Origin of the sequence: Bacillus yapensis (assembly GCF_005280205.1) — a bacterium.
In the GTDB taxonomy this organism is placed as follows: Bacteria; Bacillota; Bacilli; order Bacillales; family Cytobacillaceae; genus Robertmurraya; species Robertmurraya yapensis.
This window is the reverse complement of sequence record NZ_SUND01000016.1, coordinates 25,288-48,704: the sequence shown is the minus strand read 5'-3', so window position 1 is coordinate 48,704 and position 23,417 is coordinate 25,288. Positions and strand designations below refer to the sequence as shown.

Here is a 23,417-nt window from a genome sequence, read left to right as displayed (position 1 = left end):
TGGGGCTGTTTCTTCGCTAGTTGGCTTTACCTGTTTTCTTGTTCCTTTTTACTATTGGAGAACTTTCGTATATTTTGGTTGAACTTACTTGAACGAAAAGCGGGCGTACGATTCATTGACAAAATGGCTGTTTCCGTTGTACTGTATTGATACAATTGAATTAAACTAATTCATAGTTTCAGAGGCGGAAGACGCAATGAGGCATTCCTGGTACACAGGTTTGTTTCGTTGCGTCTTTTTGCGTAAAAGGAGGTCATACATGGAAACGATGGAGCCACAAGAAACACAAGAGCAACACGAAAACAAAGGAGTGGCAGCAACTTTGATCGAAACAACTATTGAGACAAAAGCTACCCATCGCAACAAAGCGTACGACGCGGCCGACGTTCGGCAATTTACCGAGCGGAACAGTGACATTGACTACAAGATTCTGTTAGCTCTTTATGAACATCGAGCACTCACGTCCGCTCAGCTGAAGAGGGGATGGTTCCCACACTTACATGAGAACTCCATTCGGAATCGCTTGAAAACACTTGCGGAAAGAAGAGTTCTTACAGTCAATGTGAAAGCGGGAATCAAAACAAGTCCCGTCAAACTCTATAGTTTGTCAGCCTTCGGCTTACGGATTTTAACAGAAAACGTACTGGAAGTAATGGAGTATGTCCCTCAGTATGATGAAAAGAAGGAGCATTACACCATTGATGATCTAAAGGTGCGTAGTCAACACAATCATCATTACGAACTACAAGAATGGGTGATGAACATTCGAGCCAAACGGCCCGAACTGTTTCATTGTGAGTGGAAAAGGTTTCCGTTCGTAGAAGAAGAGGAGGACACCGTTCGTGTTAAGCCCGATTGGTTATTCCTTGAAGCGGATGAGGCAACAAAGGAACGTACGAAACAAAATGTAGCTAACAATCCTCTACTGTACCCTTACTTCTACCGGAAGGATGCCTTTCCTGATATTAGCTTACAGCCGATATTGTGTGTGGAATGTGACCGTGGAAATATGAGCCGTACAGAGCTAGTGGATAAGTGGGAAGGGTACAAGAAGCTACCTGAATCTTACAAACCGAAAGCAATTTCCGTGTTTTATACACCGAAGAAAGCGGGAGATATGAGACATAGAATGATTCGTGATACGTTATCTCACGCGTTTGAGTTAGAGGTAATTCAGAATCATATTCAACTTTTTCAAGGTGATCCTCAACTGACACATGATATCAGCATGCTTTATTTTGAACGAGATAAAGAATTGTTACGTGGAGAAGAAATGATCGACGAAGAGCAGTTTACTACTTTGTTTAAAGGGTACGTGGAATCGTCTAATGTAGGGGAAGCCTCTATACTTGATGTTGATAAAACGATAGAACGGTTCAAATTACCGGTTCAACCAGACGCAATTATCATGAAGCAGCAGGAAAGTCCTATCTTACAGATCGTATTCTACGGTATGTACGGGTGGGTCAATCCTATTATTAAGATTCAAGCGATTAAGCGATGGTTAAAGGAAGGACATTTGTCTATGTTCTCCGAAATTCAATACATTCTAATATACCCAAATGATTCATTCTACCAAGATGTACGAACAATGGATGATGATATTTTCTATGTGTCCTATGAAGAAATTAAAGGGAGCGGGAAATGGGGCAAGGCTAGACATGAACAACGGAAACATCGACAAGTAAAATGGGTGGAGGTGTTGTTATAATGTCCAGTAATCCTGTTATTCGTTTTGTACTTGAAAATAAAAAGGTTCCGATGTGGGCGAGTATTGTCTTACATGTTATTAGCCTTAACATTCTAAATTCATATTTTCTGATGAGTTTGTCTGTTTTTCTTCTTCATCCTGAATGGACGGATAAGGCTGTACAGAAGACGCTACCGATTATCGGATATTTAGCCCCATTCTCCTTTTACACAACCCCTAATGAGCTTTCGTATATAGCGGGAGTAATAGCAATGGCGTGGGTGTGGGGTACTTGGTTATTCGGTACTCGTGTGAAAGTAACCAATGAGACAGTAAGAAGACGTGCTATAAGTTTTCTAGTAACGTGGATTAGTTTTTGTTTAATCATTATCTTATATTCAATGAGACAGATCCTGGATATCGGTTATGAAAAAGTGGTCGCATATCACTATACTATTGACGTTCAATATCAAGCCATGATGCACATTGGAGCTTTACAAATGGTGGGCTACTTACTCATGATTTTACCTATCGGAGTAATGATTAGTTTTTCTTCATGGTTATACGGCCAATACAAAGAGGACAAGCGTATTCAAGAATGGTTTAGAACATATAAATATGAATCCAGTTGGATTGGTCGTTTTGGAGAATCGGATGTTAACGAACTCCCCGACATTCAATTAGCTCGTAACGCAGAGACGAATGCTCCTGTTATTCTGGAAGGGGAAGCAAGGCAGACAGGTACAATGCTTATCGGTCCACCTGGTTCTGGTAAGACGTCTATAAAAATTAAAACGGCTTATCGAACAGATTTGGGGCATTTGCAACGGACGATTAATGCGTATCCTAGATATGTTAAGAAGTTTGGGTATGGTACTCCCGAATTTCAAAAGGCGATGGCTAATCATCTAATCGGCTCTATTATTATCGAGCCTGCAAAAGATTTATGTGATGATGCTTATGAATTGGCAATTGAACATGATATTCCAAAAGAGTTAATTGTTTATCTTGACCCTAGTAACAAAAATACACCAGGTTTTAATATGATGATCGGTCCAACAGCTGAAGTAGTGGAAACTATAACGGCGGTATTAGAATCGATAGCCGAAACAAAAGATGAATTCTTTAAACAAGCAGCTCGTGCGGTTTTAAAGCACTATGTCTATTTATTAAAGTTTGTTAAAGGTGATAATTGTACAATTCTTGACCTTGATGATTTATACCAAGACCCTCGTAAGGCAATGGATTTATTAGAAGAGTTGGAAAGTAAAATACCTTCAAAAGACACCATAGATTCATTAGACCAAGATGGTCGCATTCATTGGATTATTGTTCAAAAGGTCGTTCGTTGGTTTAGAAATGAAGGATTATCAGTACAATCCGATAGAGAAGGAATGGTTGAAAAGTATCCCGCTGGACACGAACATGCACATAAACCTAAAGTTATTGATTTACAGTTTGAATTTACTCGTCAAACCCGTAACTTACTATCCGATATTACAAAAAACCCATATCTAGCACGTATTCTTTATGCAGAAAATGGTGTTGATTTAACAAAACTATTTACTAAAGGCGGAATTTTATTAGTAAATACAGATTTAGCAAACTTAAAGGCTTTATCAGCTATTTTCGGTAAGTTGGTTTTACTTTGTGTGCAAAATGCTGTATTCCGTCGTCCGGGAACAGAAAAAACACGTTCATTGATATCTTTATATGCGGATGAATTCTATGATTACATGAATGAAGCTTTCTTACAGCTGACTTCACAAGGTCGTAAATTTAAGTTTGCTCCATTGGTAGCTTGTCAGTCCCTTACACAGTTCGGGGTTAAATTTGGTGACCGATTTACAGAGTCAATGCTAGGTACAATTCGTAATACTATCGTTTATGGTGGAACGAGTGTGTACGACACTGAACTTCTGTCAAAATACTTGGGTACTGAAATCGTAGAGGAATTACAAATTCGAGAAAGTTATACACCTACTTACATGGATTCACCATCATTCTCTGTATCTGAATCAATAGCATTAAAAGAAAAAGAAATTGCTACTTCAGATGATATTATGTTCCAAGAGTTCCGTTATTCTTACATCCGAATGGTAGATGAGAAATCACCGAAAAAGGCAATTCGTGCAGTAGGGGATTTTGTTGATCCTTCGAATGCGAAGAAATGGAAAAAGGCATTGGATAAGAGAGCGACGGAGCTTTTCTTGAAATATTGGAGAGAAGAGGACGAATCGAATGTAGTAGTGATGGAGTCTGATGATGAAGAAACTCCAATCGATAAGTTACGTAAGGAGCTTGCGAGTATCGACCAGGCGCAGGATGAAATCCGCAATATAGAAAAAGAAGTAAGTGCGGAAGAAGTGGGGAAAGTAAACCGATTCAAGCCCTTTACTCAGGAAGAAGGGAAACCCGCTCCTGACCGTAGTAAATACTTTATGGCAAGTACAAATGAAGAAGCGGCCGTTACGGTTGAAGACGCTCAATCTGTCCAAACGGAACAACCCGTAAAAGTGGATGTGCGACCAGTAGAGCCAATCAAAGTCGAAGCTGCTCCAAGTGCACCGACACCTCCACCTGTTGTTGAGTCACCTTTCCATGCACCAAAGGTTGAAGAAAAAGTACAACAAGCAACAATGAGCTTTTCTGCAGCGTTTGGAACGGCTGGTAAGGAGAAGATTAATCAAGTGATTGCTCCTAAAAAGGAACAACCCAAGCAGGAACAGTCTTTTACAAATTCATTCTCTACAAACAATGAGGACAAGAATGCACTACCACTTGCAGAAAGTGACTCTATTCCTATTAGAGAAGAAGAAGCGGGTCAGTTGAAAGAAGTGGAACTAGATAATAATGCTTTAAGCTTTTTCAATGATTTAAAGAAAAATGTTCACCAAGATAAATGAGTATAAAATAAGCCCTTTTCTCAACTGAGAGGAGGGCTTGTTTTTATTAATCGAGACCTGTAGGTTAAAACTTCATTAAACGTTTTAAGCATTTGTAGGATATTCTCTTTTTCTTTTAGCCATTTGCATTGGGAAGGATGTAAATTGCCTATTAATGGTTTAATAGTATGGTTTGATATAGTATTTCCTTCAAAGAACACCTTCAATTTTTCTTCTTTAATCCACTCCATTACCTCTTCATCGTTGTAATTGAAATACTTAGTAAAATTCCCATCCTTAAAGCATTCATACAGTGTTTTAGGCATTTGATCGAAGTATTTTATCCCACGCACCTGCATTCTTCTAGCTGGTAGTCTCATTACATTTGCCTTTGTTGAAGCTAATTCAGCAAATTTATATAACTCTTTGACCAGATCATCACTAGGCGGTAAATAGGTATCGATTTCTTCAATGATTTTTTTAAACCAATATTGGTTTTTGAGTGGTTTTCTCATAGGTCCACTTTTCTCAAAGATATCTGGATTTAAGCATTGTAAGCACATTTTAAGTGGCATCCATAAAGAAAAAATAGTATCAGCGTTCAAATCTCCTTCTAACCAAATAACATCTAAATCATATTTCTTTCTCCACTTGTCCTGGTTATATCTCTGTCTATTTTCTTTGCCTAGTATCCAGTAGTTCAAGTAATTAATTATGGGATTATCCGTATATTTGTCACCAATAAGAATTTTAATTTTAGATTCGTGCATTACATTTCCCCTGTTTCATTCTAAATAGCGGACTATTCCACATAATGTCTCGAATGTGGAACAAAAAAATCCTGTATCTAAACAGGATTTTTGAACAAACTTTGTTTTTAGTGAACGAACTTTTCTTAAAACCACATTAATAAGTTCTCTCTAGTTCAGGTAAAATCTTCTCTAACCATGCTAATATCTTTTCTTCTGTCGTAGGTCTTAAATTCGTTTCACTTATATCTTCAGCTGCTACAAAGCGGGAGATAGTAGCTTGTCCGACACCCGCTTCTTTCGAAATTTGACGGTCACTTAAATTGAGTTTGTCTTTTATGTTCCGTATAATATCCGGTCGTAGCTTTATCTCTTTCTTAACTACCATTTTCACTTCATTCGCAACCGATAAATAATTTTGTAAAGCTTCGAGTTCTTTTTCGCCTACCTTAAAGTAAGGGGCGTACTTATTAGGTGGAACAATAATGACTCGTTGTTTTAAGAAATAGTCTTCTAACCAACCGCGCTGTTCTAGCCTTTCCCAATCAAGTCCACCTTTAGCAGCATATCTCCATGAACCAATTACACCATCATTCGTTAGATCATCAAGTACCCGTGTAAATTCATCTAGTAAAAGGCTAGGTTTCTTCCTTACGTTTTCTGTAATTTTAAATCCCATTACATTTAGAAGGCCTTTTTCACCATTAATAGGGTAGGCGTATAGGGAAATTTGTTTTAGTTTTTCATTTAGTTCCCACACAAGATTCAAATACCTTGTAAGCCGTTTATGGTACTTTTGGTGTCGATAATGATATTTAAGGGCTTGTTGTGACATTAATCGCATATTCTCAGGATTTTCAATGCCTAGGTTTTCCATAAGAATGTTACCTGGTCTAACGTAAACTTGTTCAAATCCGATTGGTTCACCGTTTTCTCTCAGTAATGTGTAGTCCCCAATATAGAAAAGACTTCTGATCTCTTCTGTTTCATACACATTAAGAACAATTCCCGTTTTCTCGTCAACTTCAACATCGTCTAGTTTCTTTCCAAGACTTAATGTAAGACCAAAGAGCTTGGTTAATTCTTTTGCTGCTTTAATTCTCTTTTCTTTGTGGTAAACAGGGGACCCATCAGTTCTAAATTTTCTTGGTGTCTCCTCTCGAAATTGAAGAATATCATCAACGGTCAATGAAATCATATCTGAGCTATCTTTTTGTTTTTGCTCTGTCCATAAAATTCGTATAATATCGAATAGATCTCCAGTATACTCATCTAAATCCATGATAGTTTTACTCATGAGAAGATTCCATTCAAAATTCTTCTTCTCCACATTTTCGAGAAAAGGCGTTAATTTTCTCTTTTCAATCACATTAACCGTTCCTTCTTCTGGATTACTAATGGTCGATTGAGGGTAAGGGTACTCATCAGTTTCGATAAAACTATCTCTAGCAATCGCTTCTTGTAATCGATAATTAAATACATAGTTGTTATCTAAAATGAAATCTTCAGACAAGATCTCCTCGATTAACACTTTATTATTAGAACGAACTGCCATGCTTATATATCACCTCAATTTAACTACTCTCTCTTGTCTCTATTTTATCATGTTTTACATATGTATGTATGAATCATTCTATGAATTGGAGTGATTTCCCTCTACTAATCTAAAACAAATGATCGATATAAGTTTCGAAGGAACATTTGTGAATCACTTTGCGATTTGGGACAACTTAATGGATGCTCATTTTTTGTTATAACTCTTACAAACCCTGAAATACCAACGGTTTGAACGCTATTTTCAAGAAATAGTTATGAATCACTTTGAAACATAACTTATGAATCACTTTGCAATTTGGGACAACTTGATGGATGCATTTGATTTTTAAAAACCAGATATACACAGTAGTATCAAGGGTTTTCATCGTTTTATTAATTTTAGAAATGAATCAATTCTTATTTTCCAAGTCACATTTGTGAATCACTTTTTGATTTGGGACAAACTAATGGATGCTCATTTTTTATCAAAAACGACAAAAGTCCAATAACACCAATGGTTTCAACGCTATTTCCAAGAAATAGTTATGAATCACTTTGGATTATTAGTAATGAATCACTCTAAGATTTGGGACAACTTGATGGATGTTCATTTTTACTATAAGTTTGGTTTAAATCACGGAATATCCATGTATAGCAAGGATTTAAAGGGGAAAGTACAGTCTTTTTTCAATGACCTCTTATGAATCACTTCGCAATTTGGGACAACTTGATGGATGCTTTATGAATCATTTGGGACAACTTGATGGATGTAAGAACTTTCACTAATATTCGACAAGTCTATATATATCAAGTGCTTATAGGTATTTTTTTAATCTTTCGTTATGAATCATTTGGGACAACTTGATGGATGCTAAATTTTTTTCACTTTTTTTATATCCCTTGTCACTCATGGGATGTGGTGAATATTATGCGATTCAAAATTCTTTATGAATCATTTGGTTTGATATAATCCATTTGAAAATAAAAAATGTCGAAATTTAGTAATTGAGGAAAGAGTTATCTTTCCTAGTGACTATAAATCTTGTAATGAGGAGGTGAATGAGGAATGAAAAGAAGGAAAAAAAGACAGGAAATTAAAATCTACGGATTTCCATTTCCGCAACAGCTACTTGATGATCTAGAAGCTTACCAAACTAAACATAATGTGTTATTCCCAGCGAGTGCCTATGCAGCGCTTCTTTGTGTTTTAAAACAAATACATAAAGAGAAGACCAAGATAGGAGAAGTTCATGAGTTTAAAATTGCTGAATACAGTCAAGAGTTGGATATCCCATATTCAACCTTATATACAGGTTTGAAGTTTTTAGAAATGCACGGGTTCGTCTATGAATCAATCAATACATCTGGTAAGTCTGTTATTAAACTTCATAACTATTCTATCTATCATGGTGCGAATGCTGAAAAGTTTAACTATTTCACAATTCCTCATTCCCTTTTCACAACAAACATCATGCAACAGCTAGTTCGTACAGCGAACGCTAGAGTCTTTGAATTATTTTTCTTATTAATGAATCAATTCCGAAATGGGATTGCCAATGTAACTGACATGGGGAAAGTAGAAGAAGTTGTCTATTCTCGTACAATGAGTACGTTAAAAAAGGATCTTGGGAAGCGTTCAAAAGGGGTTCGTGATGCAATTTCATTACTAGAACCTTTATTTAATATTACATATGTGGGTTTAACGTATAGAAAAGAGCAAAAGTGGATTACAAAAATTGAGTTCAGTTTAAAACCGCATACGGTCATTGAGAATACTGACGCATTCGACGTTCACCCATTAATGAATGAGTTACAGGGAGAAACGGAAGTATTCTTTGATGAAAATGGAATCTCCTATAAACCTCGTGATCTATTCGATATTATGGTTTCCTTCAAGTATGAAGTTATCGAGGTTTTGAAGTACGTTTCTAAAGACGACGGAGAATATAGAGATTTTTCAGAGAGAGATGCGCATATCCAAAGTTTTTACTATCGTTGTTTAGGATGGTTTAATGACCATATCAATAAAATGAAGTACCAAAAACAAAAGTTCCACTTCAGTAAGAGTATTGGGGGATACTTTAGAACGATTTTCCGTAATCATATCCAAAACTTTATTGAAAAAAACATTTCTTCTGATGTGATCATTGAGGCCAATTGGAAAGAATACGTGGAAACCGGTAAGGTTCCAGTCATAATGAAAAGACTTCCAAATTTTAATACAGCTAAATAAGTTAGCCTTGCGAAAAAAATATATAATTCGCAGGGCTTTCAGTCGTGGATAAAAACGCAAATACACCCGCTTGGGGTGTATTTTTTTTGTCTATTTTTCGAGGCTAGCATGAAAATCATTCATATTTCTGTTCATCCAGGGTACTGAAAACATGATTTTTTAAATGTTTGCTTCTGTTTTTGCTAGATTTTCAAATGTTTGTAACTATATAGAGAATCATTTTAAATGTTTGTCACTTTACGAAAAATTAATCATATGTTTGCTTCTAGCAATATTTTTAATCAAATGTATGCCTCTTAGAGTTGTGAATTGTTGAAATCTTTACTTGTGGATAGTGTGAATTATGGATTATATAGCATGTAGTAAGGTGGGTTGAACACTAGAACTGTAAGGGATTGAGGTCGTTTTTCAAAAGTTGCTTATATAGTTGATTATTCTTTATTTAGTTGGGTTTTTTATTATTTTGAGGTTTTTATTACTTTGATATTTTTTATTGTAATGATTTTTTATGTTACTAATATATTTAACAAGTACTTGGAGTATCTAATGAGTTATTCTTTGTAAATTCCTAATTTCTATTATACTATTTATCCTTTTACCAATATATTCGTGAGAATCTAGAATTCAGTATTGAAATTATAGGAAAAATCGACTATTATTTTGTATAGAGATTTTTAAACCTTATAACTATTGTAAACATAAATGAACAAGAAGTATGGCGGAAGACGCATACCTCTCCTAATTAGGGGAAGTATGCGTTTTTTTTGTCTTTATAAAAAAGGGTGATTGATGAATAGATCCATTGCAAAAATGTAGGGAATTTCCTATATACGAATAACTCCTATGAATTGTTCATATGAGAGATTCTCTATAAATCCTCAGAAAAAGGAAAAAAGTAGGTGAGGTCTGCATGGTAAAAGATAGTATGATTTCAAATTTAACAGGCATCTTTTTTGCTCTTATAGTGTTTTTAATCCTCGTAGGAGCAATTCTGAATTAACCATGAGTTTTCGCAAGCGTTTGTATTGATCAAGACAACACTACTTTTAGGAGGTGATGGGGTAACTTAGTAGGCTCATAGTTTTAAATTATTTTTAGGAGGAAAGATTAATGAAAAACGGATTAAAAAAGAAGATTTTCACACTTACTTTAGGGATTGGGCTATTTTCAGCAATCTTAGTAAGTGGTTCTGCCTTAGCTGAAACTTCCATGACAACTAAAGCAACACAGGCGATTCAAGGGGGAGAGAAGGACGTATCGATTAATTCTACTACAACCTTTGACCCTATCGTATTGAATGGGGAAGTACAAACAACTAATGCTAATCCTGGACAGTTAAACGTCACAGATGCTTCAGGAACAGGTGAAGGATGGAGAATTCAAGTTTCTGCATCTCAATTTACCGAAAAAACACCAAGTGGTGGATTTGCGGCCGGAACAACTGCTAAGAAATTACCGCAAGGCTCATTAAGTTTATCTAATAGTGGAAGTACTATTTCAGCTGTTGGAACAACATCAGCTTCACCTACATGGGTTGCAAATGAATGGATTCTCGACAACGGAAGTGCTGTAAATATTTTATCTGCAGCTAAAAACGCAGGTATGGGAAAATATACGGTTGCATTTGGAGCTAATGGTTTGTCGTTAACATTAGCGCCTAACACTACGTTTATTGATTCTGTCAACTATCCTAATGGTTCTACACCATATGAATCTACTATCACATATACCATCGTGACAGGTCCATAAAACAAGAAAGGAGAGAGAGGGTGTAGGCTTAATGGTTACACCTTCTCTGCTTAATAATGAAAAAAATTGTAATTCTTATAGCTATGATATCAGCATTTATTATTCCTCAAAGTACATATGCCAACACGAATCCAGTAGAAGCTTTACCCTACAAAGTCATACTAGAACTACCCGATAACCAACAAAAAGGAATTAAAGGTTATTACAATCTTTCGCTGTCTGAAGGTGAAGAACAAACCTTAAATATGACTTTACAAAATATAAGCGATAACACCATTCATCTAACGATGAGGCCCGGGAATGCTTTAACGTCGACGCAAGGTGGAATTATCTATATTGAAAATCGCGGGAACGAGTACACCACTCTGACCGAAGAAAATTTTTACATGGATCAAAACATTACTGTTCCAGAAAAGGTTGAATTAGCTCCGCATGAAGAAAAAGTCGTATCGGTTAAAGTGAAGGCCCTTGAAAAGGGAACTTCTCTAGGTTCTGTCCTTATTTCTCAAGACGAAGCCGATTTTGAAACGATTAAAGAAAATGAGAATGTGGAGTTATCAGCCAAAAATAGATTTATGTTTGCAGTTCCTATTCAAATTAATACCGAAGAAAAACCTAATTCTTCAGAGAACATCAAATTATTAGATATAAAAAATATCATCGCTCCTAATAAAAGCTTTATTGGCTTAGAATTAGAAAATCCTAATGCCGAAATTAAGGAGATTTCTTTTAAATACAAGGTTTTCAATAAAAAAGGAGAAGTCTTGTTTGACGGAGAAGCAACTCCGTTTAATGCAGCACCAAAATCTAAAGTATTATTTCATATACCGTGGCAAGCAGGAAACTACGAAGCTGGAAAGTATCAAATCAAATTAACAAGTGATCAAATTGGAGAAGAAGTAACAAAAGAGTTTTCCATTAAAAGAGACGATGTGAAATCGTTCATAACAGAATCTGGTTTGGAAGTTCCGAATCCCATTTTAAATATGCCACTCTTATTTTGGATAGTAATTGCAGTCATAATTGTAGGCTCTGTTTATGTTTCTTATCGAATTGGACGAAAGAAAAGCAAGAAAAGTGAGAAGGATGTGGCTTAATGAAGTCTACTATAAGGGTCCTCACAACGTTGGCCCTTCTTTTTTTCTTAATCGGAATTAATAAAGAATCGGCTTATGCTGCCTCAGACCTGAATTTTAATAACAATGCCTACTTTGAAATAGGTAACGGAAGTCAAATTGATTCGACTCCAAAGATTTCTGTACAAGCTTTAGTAAAATTCACCTCACTAGATGTACCTCAAGCGATCGCATGTAAAGCAGAGGGCGGAGGATTTTGTCTTGAATACGACGTTAATGATAAAACGGTTCAGCTTTCCCTTTTTATTGATGGTGTATATCGAATTGCAAATGCTAACAGCTCACCAACGCTCAACACGTGGTATCACATTGTCGGTACATATGACGGTACCAATATTAGGCTCTATATTAATGGTGTGTTACAAGATGATGTACAAAGTGCACCAGGGCAAGCCACAAAGACACCTACTACCCCTTTTGCAATCGGACAAAATCCGAAAGCGGGCGGAGGGAGTACATATACTAAATTTCATGGTTATATAAGAGAAGTCAGCGTTTGGAATAAGGCATTAACACAAACAGAAGTAAACAGCATAAAAAGTAACGGGGTTAAAGGAAACGAATCAGGCTTAGTAGGGGCATGGAAACTCAACAGTCTAACTACTGGAAAAGTCTATGATTTAACCACAAAAAACATGGATGGGATAGGGTACCGCTTTTCTCAAGCCTTCCCATTAATAGCATCGAGCATATCGGACTTAGGCATGAATTTAAGTTGGACTAAATCATCCGAAATATCCTCTTATAAACTTGTTCGCGGATCAAGTTCTCTATACTCTGGAACAGGTAATAGTTACTCGGAAAAAGCTTTAGTCTCAGATACCAATTATGATTACACCTTGACAGCCATAAGTACAAATGGAGAGTCTATTGACAGCAAGACATTTAAAACGGCGGTAGGAGAATTGGCTATTTTACAAGTCCCATCTGCAATTAACTTTAATCCCATCACATTAAATGGAGCTGATCAGAAGTCTTATGGTACTTTTAATCAAAAAATTATCGTTAAAGATACCAGGAAAAGTAGAAATGGTTGGAAGTTAGTTGTGAAAGCAGCTCCTTTGAAAAGTTCAAATGGTGTAAGAACCTTTCCATCTAACAAAATTGCTTTAAAACCTGTTTCTGCAATTACTCAAACAAGCGGAGCGGTTGCTACGAAGCCGAGTATTACGAATTCAACACAACTAATTGATACCTCTTCCGTAAAAAAAATTGTTAGTGCCGGTACGAATACGGGACAGGGGGTATACGAAATCACTTTACCATCACAAGCATTGGAATTAAGCGTCAATCCGTCAAATGCCTACGTAAACCCAAATGGTAGTTCACTAAATTATTATACGGATCTCACATGGACGGTTGAACCAGGAGCTTGATAATAGTTCTTATAAAGGAGGGGAGATTATTTGAGGAAATTCCTATTATTTATTCTTTTAATTGTAAGCTTAGCGGTATCACCTTCAGCAAGTAAGGCGGCGGTTAGTGGTCTAAATTTCAACGGTCAAAATAATTACATAAATCCAAAGTTGGCTTTTGACAACTCAAAACCATTTACTGTACAGGCCGAACTAAAACTCAATCAAATAAATACCGCTAATAACATGCATATTGTATCAAATTTGGATGCGCGAAAAGGGTTTGCGATATCTTATAGAACATCTGACAACCGATTAACATTTGTTTCTTATAACGGTGATAGTGCAACTCAATCCGCAAACTCTTCTAACAATATACAAGCAAATAAATGGTATCGAGTGACTGGAGTATATAACGGTACGGATTTAAAGCTGTACATAGATGGCGTTTTACAACAAACAGAAGTTTTAAGTGGTGTTTCTCAAAAAGGAATTCCTCCTGTTTTCTTTGGAGCTAGACCGATTGGAACTGGAACAAGCTACACAGAACCGTTTAAAGGAGAATTAGGCGAAGTAAAACTATGGAATAAGGCATTAACACAGGCAGAAGTCACCAATAACAATAATACAACTAATCTAGTTGGATATTGGGTGTTAGATGGACTGACAACAAGTACTGTTTATGACCAAAGTATAAATAATAATCATGGACAAGCATTTAATTTTTTATCAAATCTTGGGCTATCAGCAAGCAATCTTACTGATATGGCGATAGGCATGTCATGGGGAAATTTCACGAATGCGAATTATGAGCTTATTCAGAATGGGAGAACCATTTATAGCGGTCCCAATGCACAATACATTCACCAAAACTTGATCTCTGACACTTTATATAGTTACACGCTAAAGGGGAAGAGTGCAAACGGTGAAAGTATTCCTATTACCAAAACTTTCGCTACAAAACCAGGAGAATTGGCCATATTACAAGTTCCATCCGCTCTCAACTTTAATGCTATTACGCTTAATGGATTGGAACAAAAATCATATGGTTCTTTTAATCAAAAAATTATCGTAAAAGATACACGGAAAAATAGAAATGGTTGGAAACTTGTGGTCAAAGCAACTCCACTAAAAAGCACAAATAGCATGAGAACTTTTCCAACGAATAAAATTTCTTTAAAGCCTGTATCCTCCATAACACAGACAAGTGGATTGGTAGCTACTAAACCAACGATTACGAACTCTACACAGTTTATTGATGAAGAAAAGAAAAAACTCGTCAGCGCAGGTACAAATACGGGCTACGGGGTGTATGAAATAACTCTACCGTCTCAAGCGTTGGAATTAACTTTAAGCCCGGCAAATACCTATGTGAACTCAAATGGAAGTGCTTTATCTTACTTTACAGACCTTACATGGACTATTGAAGAGGGAGCATAAAAGGAGGAAAAAAACAAAGTGAAGAAACTCTCTGTTTTAGTTTTGCTATTTTCCATTCTCGTCCCTAATTTTCATATTGCCCAGGCTGCGGAGATAACACCACCAGCCTCTTCTTTGCAATTTAGCGGAAATGAAGGAGTAACGGTTAATAATATAAATAGCAATCAAACAACAGGCGCTAAATCAACAATTGAAGCATGGGTGAAATGGAATGGAGGGAATGCAACTTATCTTGTGTTCGGCTTTGACACGAGCTATGGAGTAATTTTTCATAAAACCGGATATTTTGGCATTAATACAGGGCAAGGAGAAATTATAGGTGTCCCTTCTAGTAATCTAGCTGGAAGATGGTTGCATATCGCAGTGGTATTACCTAACGCAAAACCAACCGCACAAAATGCAAAAATCTATATAAACGGAGTACTCCAAACTCTCAATTTATATAAAAGTGATGGTAGAGATTCTATTCAACGATCTGTATCAAAAAATCTCTTTATTGGAGAAAATCATAATCCCAATTATGCCTATCCCTTCAACGGTCAAATAAGTCAAGTAAGGTTTTGGAATGGGGAGAGAACCCAAAAAAAAATTACTGATTTAGCAAATTCTGTGTTAAATGGGAATGAAGCCAATTTATTAGGATATTGGATATTTGATAACCTCACGACCAAATATAGCTATGATCAAACCTCTTATCAAAATAATGCAGTAGTGAACGGGAATTATGCAACCCCTCTTTCTTTAACTGCAACAGCTATTACAGATATGGGAATGAATTTAAATTGGAATGCTGTAAGTAGGGCAACAAATTATGAATTAGTAAATGGGGAACAAAAAGTCTATGAGGGTCCAAACTTATCCTTCCATGATCAAAACCTTCAATCTGAAACCAATTATAGTTACAAAGTGATTGCTAAAAATGACAACGGAGAAAGTCTTCCCCTTACAAAATCTTTTACGACTGCAAAGGGAGAACTAGCGATATTGCAAGTTCCAACGAATATTTCCTTTAATCCAATCACATTAAATGGAGAGATTCAGAAATCATTCGGGACCTTTTCTCAATCTATCATCATTAAGGATACTAGGAAAACTCGTAATGGATGGAAGTTAATGGTGAGTGCAACTTCTTTAAAAAGTTCAGACGGGCTAAAGACTTTCCCAAAAGAAAAGATTGCCATGAAGCCTGTTGCTACTATTTCTCAAAAGAGTGGATTAGTTGCTACAAAACCGACAGTAATTAATAATACGCAGATAATCGATTCAACAGCAAAGAAACTTGTTAGCGCAAACACAAATACAGGTTATGGTGTATTTGAAATAAATTTACCATCACAAGCTCTAGAATTAACCCTTAATCCAGAGAATTCTTATGTGAATTCAAATGGTAGTGCGTTATCTTATTTTACCGATCTAACATGGTCGATAGAGGAAGGAGCTTAAAAAGGAGGTGATTAAATATGATTAAAAGAACTCTTTATTCACTACTTTGTATCATGGTGTTGTTTGGGGTTGTTAGTAATTTTGCCTACGCTGAAGAAGTTACTCAAACTATTAATTTAAACTTTCCTCAAAAGAATGAAATTACTCAATCTCAAACTATTCACGTTCCTAATCTATTAGAAGTAACGAATATAGATGTAGATAACGGGAATGTAAATTATGAGATTAATGGAGATAACGTAATAGTCACAGCCACTAATGGGACACCTGTTCAAGTACAAACAGGTGGCGAATATATTCCTGCAGAAACAAAGTATGTAGAAGGCCAAACAAACGCAAATTATAATCAAAACGGTTATGTTGGAACTCTTGAAAAATACTTATACTCAGGAAGTTACACACCCTCCGATACCAAATATGTAGAAGGCCAAACAGCAGCATCTTACAATCAAGGTGGATATTCAGGAACACTAACACAATATGTATATAGCGGAAGTTACACACCAGCTCATACTAAATATGAATCCGGTGAAAAAAGAGCATCTGGATGGTGTGCGAACGGGGAAGCTTGTAAGACAAAAGCTGAAAGTGGTATGTACTCATCGTATTCCTATAATCAAGACGGATATACAGGAACGCTCAATGAAATAGATTATGTATATGATTCATGGGCTGATAATGGGGGGTTTAGTTGGACCCGTTACCAAAAATATGGTGGCAATGTAACAAAACCAGCAAGTGACACCCGTGTATATCGTTATAAGGGAAATGTAACAAAACCCGCCGTGGACACTCGCGTGTATCGATACAGGGGCAATGTTACTAAGCCAGCCGTTGACACCCGTACATATGAATCAGTCTATACTTACAATGTCACTCTTAAATATAAGGTATGGCAAGTTCCACCTAATCAAATTGAGTTAGATGGCTTAACTTTCAATGGCACATCACAATATTTTAGTATTCAGAATCTACAATCTTACAATGTTAGCAAAAATGTCACATGGGGCATTATGATTAGACCGAAAAGTTTAATCGATCAAACAATAGTTTCTAATGGGGACATTGAGTTTAAGATAGACAATCATAAGGTACAAGGATGGTTAAAGATAAATGGAGAACAGGTTGTTCTAGGATTTGAAGCTAGTAACCTACACTTAAACAAATGGACTCACCTTGCACTTTCTTATGATGGCGAACAGGCTAAATTCTACTACAATAATCAATTAGTGGATAGCAAAACAATTATAGGTTCTCTTCAGTATGAAAAGAATTTGAATATTGCTATAGGCAAAAACCCAGCCACTGACACTTCTTATTTTAATGGTGATGTAAGTCAATTCAGCATTTGGGATAAGGAATTATCTCAAGACGAGATTAATCTTGCATCTAATGGAAACTATCAAAATAGCGGGTTAGGGAAGTGGACATTCTCTACTTTAACGAATGCTTTAAGTTATGACCAGAGTTCAAATAAGAATCATGCTAAAGGCTATAATTTCTCACCGTTGAATGAGTTGACTGTTGAAGATATAAGCGATTTAGGAATGAAGATTAAATGGAATGCTTTAAACGAAGCTACTGGATATGAATTAAAAAGAGGAGAAGAAATAGTTTATGACGGAGAAGAATTAAACTATCGCGAAGAAGCTCTTCAATCTGAAACAGCTTATGAGTATGCGATTACAGCTAAAAATAGGAATGGTAAAAGTGTACCCGCTAAAGCTAGTTTTACTACAAATCCAGGAAGTCTAGAAATTCTTTCTGTACCTTCTGCTATTTCTTTTAACCCGATTACATTGAATGGGAAAATGCAAAGATCCTATGTATCTTCAATGGATAAAATTATTGTAAAAGATACTCGGAAAAATCGTGATGGATGGCGGTTAACGGTACAGGCATCAAATGTGAAAAGCAGTTCTTCTGATAAGTCTTTTCCAAATAAATCGCTCAAACTACAACCGCTCTTATCTGTAACACAAACCAAAGGTAAAATAGCTGATTCACCCAATATTAATACCCTCACACAATTCATTGATGAACCAGGAGAGCACATATTAGTAAATGCTTCTTCTTCAACAGGACAAGGGATATATGAGATTAGTCTACCGAATAACGCTTTAGAACTAACCATAGACCCTAGTACTTATGCTAATGAGTACGAAACAGATTTAAACTGGATATTGCTGCCTGGTTATTAAAATATCTAATAAGGAGGTGAGAATTCTTAATGAAAAAAGGAGTTTCTATATTTCTTTTGTGTATATTATTCTTCGGCTCCACAGGTAACATTGGATATGGAAAAGAATTAGTGAAAACGAAGAATGTCATTTTTCCTGAAAGCACTCTTGCTAATCAAACTCAAACCATTAACATACCAAATTTACTCGGAATAGAGAGCATAAGTGTAGATAATGGGGAAGTCGATTACTCAGTAAATGGTGACAGTGTTGAAATAACGGTTTCGAACGGAACTCCAATTAAGGTTCAGACTGGCGGTGAATATATCCCTTCGGATACAAAGTACATAGAAGGGCATACCTCACCTTCCTATAATCAAGATGGATATGTAGCGAATAATCTAGAAAAATATGTTTATAGCGGGAGTTATACAACAGAACAGCGCAAAACACAAACGGAGTCAAGAACAAGCTCCACTAACAGTTTTCCTAATTCCATTACTTTTAATAGCGGTGGATTTACAGGACCACTAAACAAGAGTGGTAGCTCAACTGTTATAAGTGGTTCACCAGCTGCTAGTAAATTTGTGTCGGGAATCGGGAATACATCACAAGGAAAACAAGAAATTTATAAGTATAATTCGTCTACTAAGAAGTGGACGTACAGTCATTCTGTTACGATAGCACCGTGGATTACTCAAACTTATAACTATAATTTAGATGAATTCACAGGTCCTTTAGATGCAGTTTATACATCAAGAAGTGCAATCACTGAGTTTCCAGTACCAGCTAATCCAGTAAATGGGCAAACACATATATATAAACAATATATCAATTATTACAAGTACGAAGGGAATGTCAGCAAGCCTGACACAAGGGTATGGAAACAAATTTATTCGGGAACGGTTGTTAAACCGGCGGTAGATACGAGAGTTTATCGTTATCGTGGAAACGCGACTAAGCCAGCAATCGATACAAGAACGTACCAAACGGTTTATTCTTACCAAGTGACGTTTGAATATAAAGACTGGTCAGTAGACCCTAATTCTATTGTTTTGGAAGGTATACCTCTGGATGGAGTTACTCAATATTTTCAAATACCGAATTCGGCTCTCTATCAGAAAGATAAAAATGTGACTTGGGGGATATGGATCAAACCAAAAAGTTTATCCGACCAAACCTTAGTTTCGAATGGAGACATTGAATTAAAGATTGGTAATCAGAAAGTCTACGGTATCCTTGAAATTAATGGTGAAGAAGTCAATCTTGGATTTGAAGCCAGTAACCTACACTTAAATAAGTGGAATCTACTTGCATTATCTTATGACGGAAACAACGCAAAGCTCTTTTTTAACAATCAACTAGTAGCGGTTAAATCGATTACAGGTTCTCTTCAGTATGATGAGAATTTAGATATTGTAATCGGGAAAAGTCCATCCTCTAACGCTTCCTATTTTAATGGTGAAATCAGCCAATTTAGTATTTGGGATAAGGCTTTATCCAATGATGAGATCGCGCTTGTTTCTAGCGGAAATTTCCAAAATAGCGGGATCGGAACCTGGAAGTTTACTAGCGTTACGAATAGGTTAAGTTACGATCAAAGCGTAAATAAGAATCACGCAGAAGGTTTTTATTTTTCTCCACTCATTGTATTAAGTTCACAAGAAGTAAGCGACATAGGATTGACATTGAAATGGTCAAAACACTCTCAAGCTATATCATATGAATTAAAGAGAGGAAAAAATATACTCTACGAAGGAAACAGTGATACCTATTCGGACCGCCCGCTGGTTTCTGATACAGATTATAGGTATACCATAACTCCACTCAGCGAAAAAGGAGAAGGGGTTGCAACTTCTGAAACTTTCAAGACCGCTCCAGGTAGTCTTGAATTGTTACAAGTACCTAATAATCTGACTTTCGCTCCTATGAAATTAAATGGAACTACACAGAAGGTGTCGGAATCATTTTTAAACAAAGTCATTATAAAAGATACCCGTAAGGAACGGAATGGGTGGAAACTTCAAGTAATTGCTTCACCATTAATAAGCGAAGATACCTTTCGGTTATTCCCGGAAAACACTATCAAACTATAGTCTATTTCAGATATGTCGCAGATAAGTGGCTTAAAAGGGATTGCTCCAACAATAGTAAATTCAGAACAATTTATTGATGGACAACAATTTATAACGCTCGTATCAGCTAGTGAAGAAACAGGATATGGAATATACGAAATGACGTTCCCTTCAAATGCGCTGCAACTAGAATTAAATCCAGCATTCGCCTATGTCCGTCAAGATGGAACTCCTTTAAAGTATCAAACAGATATAAATTGGAGAGTTATACCGAATTAGTAGCCCTCAAAAAAATAAATGGGTCTTTAGAATGTTTTTGTTGAAATCTAGTGAAAAATATACTATTATTTTTTTAGAACAATTGTGAACATAAATAAATAAGTATTTTTACATTTTGTAGAAATAGTGCGGAGCACGCATATTTCTTCCTTTGACGGGAGAGGTATGCGTGCTTTTTGTTTTGTTCTCAGAAATTCGTTCTATTACATTTAGGAGGGCATTATTAATGAATTCGATGTTACAAGAAATTCTACAGGAAAGTAGAGACCGGAAATGGGTACAATACGGTGTTGTGGAAACAATACGTAAGGTGGACGTAAAAGGAAAACAAGAAGAATTAGTTGTAATTGGATATCAAGGTGAGAGTGTATACGCTCGTAAAGAAGATTTTGTTGAGAGAAATATTTCGAGTCTAAATGGGTTTGTTTCTACAACAATTCCGTTCATCGTCAAAGAAATTAAAGATGGTATTGTTTCGGTCAGCCGAATCGAGGCCTTAGAAAAAGTAGCCAAGCAATTTGTGGATTCAGCAAAGATTGGTGACAAGGTAAAGGGTACGGTTACAGGTGTTAATGAAAATGGCTTAGTCTTTGTGGAAGTACAAGGCTATCCATGTATCGTCCCTCCAGAAGAATGGGATTTCAAACGAGTGCAGAATTTACGTGAATTATTACAACTCGGAACTGTAGTAGAAGCAAACATCATCTCCATTGATAAGTTGGAGAAGCCGGAAGAAAAAGTGGATTATCGTATCCGTTTAAGTCGTAAAGCTGTTCTTCAAGATGAAATAGATACTGTATGGGTCAATATTGAAGACCATTTTAGAGTAGGTGACTATGTTTCATTTAAAGTAACAGGTCAAGCGAAAGGGTTCAACTCTTATTATTGCGAATTTCCTAAAGGTGTTTCCTTAATTGGAAATCTAACAACTAACTTACGCAACAAGCATAACGATTATCTTCCTCCTGGTACTCTTTGTAAAGGGACAATTAAATTCCTAGATAAGAATAAGAAACGTGGAAAAGTTACGATTCAGCAAGTTGAGGCAAATTATGCGAATCTACTAAACCAACGTAGCTTTGGAATGTTCTAATAAACGATGAGTATATGGAGAACGTCTCAAGGAGTTGTCCCGCTTCTTGATGATCCAACTGCGAAAATTGAAATGTTTCGATGGAGTAGGCGTCCAGACCTTCATCTTGATGTTATTCAGCATCGGGTACAGACAGGTCAGATATCACAACTTGACCTTGATATTGCCGTAACATTGGCAAACGCAAAACTTCTAACTGAAAAGCAACTCCGCTTTTTATATAGTAAAGCGATGATTGGCCATAAGTTAGGAACGAGATTGCGAGTGTTACAGCAAAATGGTTGGTTGGAAGGATGGAAGATTAAGAGTGACTTTCACGATACGGAGTACGTATGGTCGATTGGGATTGCAGCGAAAAACTTTTTAAGTTTTTGCTTAGGTATTACTGAAGTACCTAATCCAATGCATATGGCTTCTGCGATTAAGGAACAGCTTTTTTATCCAACGCTTAATGAAATTAGAATTCAATTATTGATTAAGGGACTTGTTCAGAAAGAGAAGTTTGCGTTTCATCCATTCCTATCAAATGAAATTGAACCGCCTCACGCGGTATTCCAATTAGATACACCAGCGGGGAAGATGGACTTTATCGTAGAACGATTAACACAAGGTCAAAACCCTTTACGCTTTATGAAAAAGAAACAATCTTATTACCGTAAGTATATAGCTCAACATGGATCATTACCGAAAGTGTTTAATGATTCCGTTCAGAGTGTAGTCGTATGGAGTATTTCCACTGAGGAAGGTATTGATCAACTTGTTTCATCTTATCCGAAATATGAACAAGAGTTTATGCAATTGTTCTTGGTGGATGAGTTACTTGATAATCTACGTCATGCGTGGAGAGTTGCTAAACCAATTGAGGAGTATAAGGCGGAGATTCAAAAGTTTGATATGGACTTTATAAAAGAGTAATTCCAGGAAGAGTAAAGGTAAGGTATATGTTTTTAAAAGATTGAGAGTTCATAAGAAGGAAAATCGGACTCTCTTACGCTTGAAAAATTTGTAAATTTCCCTCTGAATTTGACCGAATTACCTTGATAGTTACAAGGAAAACAAGTATAATTAAAGCAGGTGGTAGTCGTGACTACCGATTCGATAATATATCTTCTTTTCATTTATTTAGTTGTGAATATATGGACAGATATACGAACATTGAAAACAAAGAATGTGTGGCATCTAGTTTTTGGGTTATTGATTCTGATAGTTGGTATCTTTAACGATATGGCAACGTTTATGTTGGTAGCTCTTATTATCATCTTATTAGTAGGAATCTTACTAATGAATATACCGAATGTTCAACTAGGAGCAGGAGATATAAAAATGTTAATGGTGTTATCTATGTATTTGCAATTTATGAAACCTACAGTTGCCCCGTTCTTGATAGTTCTTATATTAGTAAGTGTGTATATGACACTTTCGTTCTTGATTCATACAATACTTCTTCTTATAAAGAAGAGGGTGAAAAGAGAAATATCGTTTTTATCTTACAGGGTTACGAAAAAAATGATTATCACTCCTGAAGCGATACCGATATCTCTTTCAGTATTTGTAGCAATTTTATTTACATAGGG

Annotated in this window: 16 protein-coding genes; 14 read left to right on the top strand and 2 right to left on the bottom strand. The window is 36.1% G+C overall.

The window, feature by feature from the left end; genetic code table 11:
* The first annotated feature begins 259 nt into the window (after window positions 1-259).
* Together FAR12_RS17580 and FAR12_RS17575 are read left to right on the top strand one after the other, a co-directional pair.
* Entirely contained in the window at window positions 260-1,711 is a 1,452-nt protein-coding gene (locus tag FAR12_RS17580) for a replication-relaxation family protein (RefSeq protein ID WP_158318929.1), read from the top strand.
* Window positions 1,711-4,596 carry a type IV secretory system conjugative DNA transfer family protein gene (locus FAR12_RS17575; RefSeq protein WP_158318930.1) on the top strand — a complete coding sequence of 962 codons (2,886 nt, stop codon included), beginning with the start codon at window positions 1,711-1,713 and terminating at the stop codon, window positions 4,594-4,596. The genes FAR12_RS17580 and FAR12_RS17575 overlap by 1 nt, the downstream gene beginning before the upstream one ends.
* A 20-nt stretch (window positions 4,597-4,616) precedes the next feature.
* Here FAR12_RS17575 and FAR12_RS17570 read toward each other — a convergent pair whose 3' ends face one another.
* Both FAR12_RS17570 and FAR12_RS17565 read right to left on the bottom strand, forming a co-directional pair.
* The gene (locus FAR12_RS17570; RefSeq protein ID WP_126410116.1) at window positions 4,617-5,345 is read right to left on the bottom strand and encodes a hypothetical protein; all 729 of its coding nucleotides are present in this window, start codon (window positions 5,343-5,345) and stop codon (window positions 4,617-4,619) included.
* A 136-nt stretch (window positions 5,346-5,481) separates the two neighbouring features.
* On the bottom strand, window positions 5,482-6,879 hold the full coding sequence (locus FAR12_RS17565; RefSeq protein ID WP_126410115.1) for a hypothetical protein: 1,398 nt from the start codon (window positions 6,877-6,879) through the stop codon (window positions 5,482-5,484).
* Between the two features lie 1,047 nt (window positions 6,880-7,926).
* On the opposite strand from FAR12_RS17565, the gene FAR12_RS17560 reads away from it, so the two are divergent.
* The 12 genes from FAR12_RS17560 to FAR12_RS17505 all read left to right on the top strand — a co-directional run bounded on the left by FAR12_RS17560 (window position 7,927) and on the right by FAR12_RS17505 (window position 23,415).
* Window positions 7,927-9,093: a hypothetical protein gene (locus tag FAR12_RS17560; RefSeq protein ID WP_126410114.1), complete on the top strand. Its 1,167-nt coding sequence runs from the start codon at window positions 7,927-7,929 to the stop codon at window positions 9,091-9,093.
* Window positions 9,094-10,203: 1,110 nt separating this feature from the next.
* Window positions 10,204-10,842 carry a WxL domain-containing protein gene (locus tag FAR12_RS17555; RefSeq protein ID WP_126410113.1) on the top strand — a complete coding sequence of 213 codons (639 nt, stop codon included), beginning with the start codon at window positions 10,204-10,206 and terminating at the stop codon, window positions 10,840-10,842.
* Between the two features lie 56 nt (window positions 10,843-10,898).
* Window positions 10,899-11,939, top strand: a complete 1,041-nt coding sequence (locus FAR12_RS17550) for a WxL protein peptidoglycan domain-containing protein (protein ID WP_126410112.1) — start codon at window positions 10,899-10,901, stop codon at window positions 11,937-11,939.
* Window positions 11,939-13,354, top strand: coding sequence for a LamG-like jellyroll fold domain-containing protein (locus FAR12_RS17545; protein ID WP_126410111.1), 1,416 nt, complete (start codon window positions 11,939-11,941; stop codon window positions 13,352-13,354). The genes FAR12_RS17550 and FAR12_RS17545 overlap by 1 nt, the downstream gene beginning before the upstream one ends.
* A gap of 30 nt (window positions 13,355-13,384) precedes the next feature.
* Window positions 13,385-14,773 (top strand): LamG-like jellyroll fold domain-containing protein, encoded by a 1,389-nt coding sequence (locus tag FAR12_RS17540; protein WP_126410110.1) that lies wholly within the window; start codon window positions 13,385-13,387, stop codon window positions 14,771-14,773.
* Between the two features lie 18 nt (window positions 14,774-14,791).
* Window positions 14,792-16,216, top strand: coding sequence for a LamG-like jellyroll fold domain-containing protein (locus tag FAR12_RS17535; protein WP_126410109.1), 1,425 nt, complete (start codon window positions 14,792-14,794; stop codon window positions 16,214-16,216).
* 17 nt (window positions 16,217-16,233) lie between these two features.
* On the top strand, window positions 16,234-18,417 hold the full coding sequence (locus FAR12_RS17530; RefSeq protein ID WP_126410108.1) for a LamG-like jellyroll fold domain-containing protein: 2,184 nt from the start codon (window positions 16,234-16,236) through the stop codon (window positions 18,415-18,417).
* Window positions 18,418-18,446: 29 nt separating this feature from the next.
* Window positions 18,447-20,492 carry a LamG domain-containing protein gene (locus FAR12_RS17525; protein WP_126410107.1) on the top strand — a complete coding sequence of 682 codons (2,046 nt, stop codon included), beginning with the start codon at window positions 18,447-18,449 and terminating at the stop codon, window positions 20,490-20,492.
* 12 nt (window positions 20,493-20,504) lie between these two features.
* Window positions 20,505-20,750, top strand: a complete 246-nt coding sequence (locus tag FAR12_RS17520; protein ID WP_126410106.1) for a hypothetical protein — start codon at window positions 20,505-20,507, stop codon at window positions 20,748-20,750.
* A gap of 226 nt (window positions 20,751-20,976) precedes the next feature.
* On the top strand, window positions 20,977-21,843 hold the full coding sequence (locus FAR12_RS17515) for a S1 RNA-binding domain-containing protein (protein ID WP_126410105.1): 867 nt from the start codon (window positions 20,977-20,979) through the stop codon (window positions 21,841-21,843).
* 6 nt (window positions 21,844-21,849) lie between these two features.
* A complete protein-coding gene (locus tag FAR12_RS17510; RefSeq protein WP_126410104.1) occupies window positions 21,850-22,758 on the top strand; it encodes a hypothetical protein in 909 nt (302 codons plus the stop codon).
* 168 nt (window positions 22,759-22,926) lie between these two features.
* Entirely contained in the window at window positions 22,927-23,415 is a 489-nt protein-coding gene (locus tag FAR12_RS17505; protein ID WP_126410103.1) for a hypothetical protein, read from the top strand.
* Window positions 23,416-23,417 lie beyond the last annotated feature (2 nt).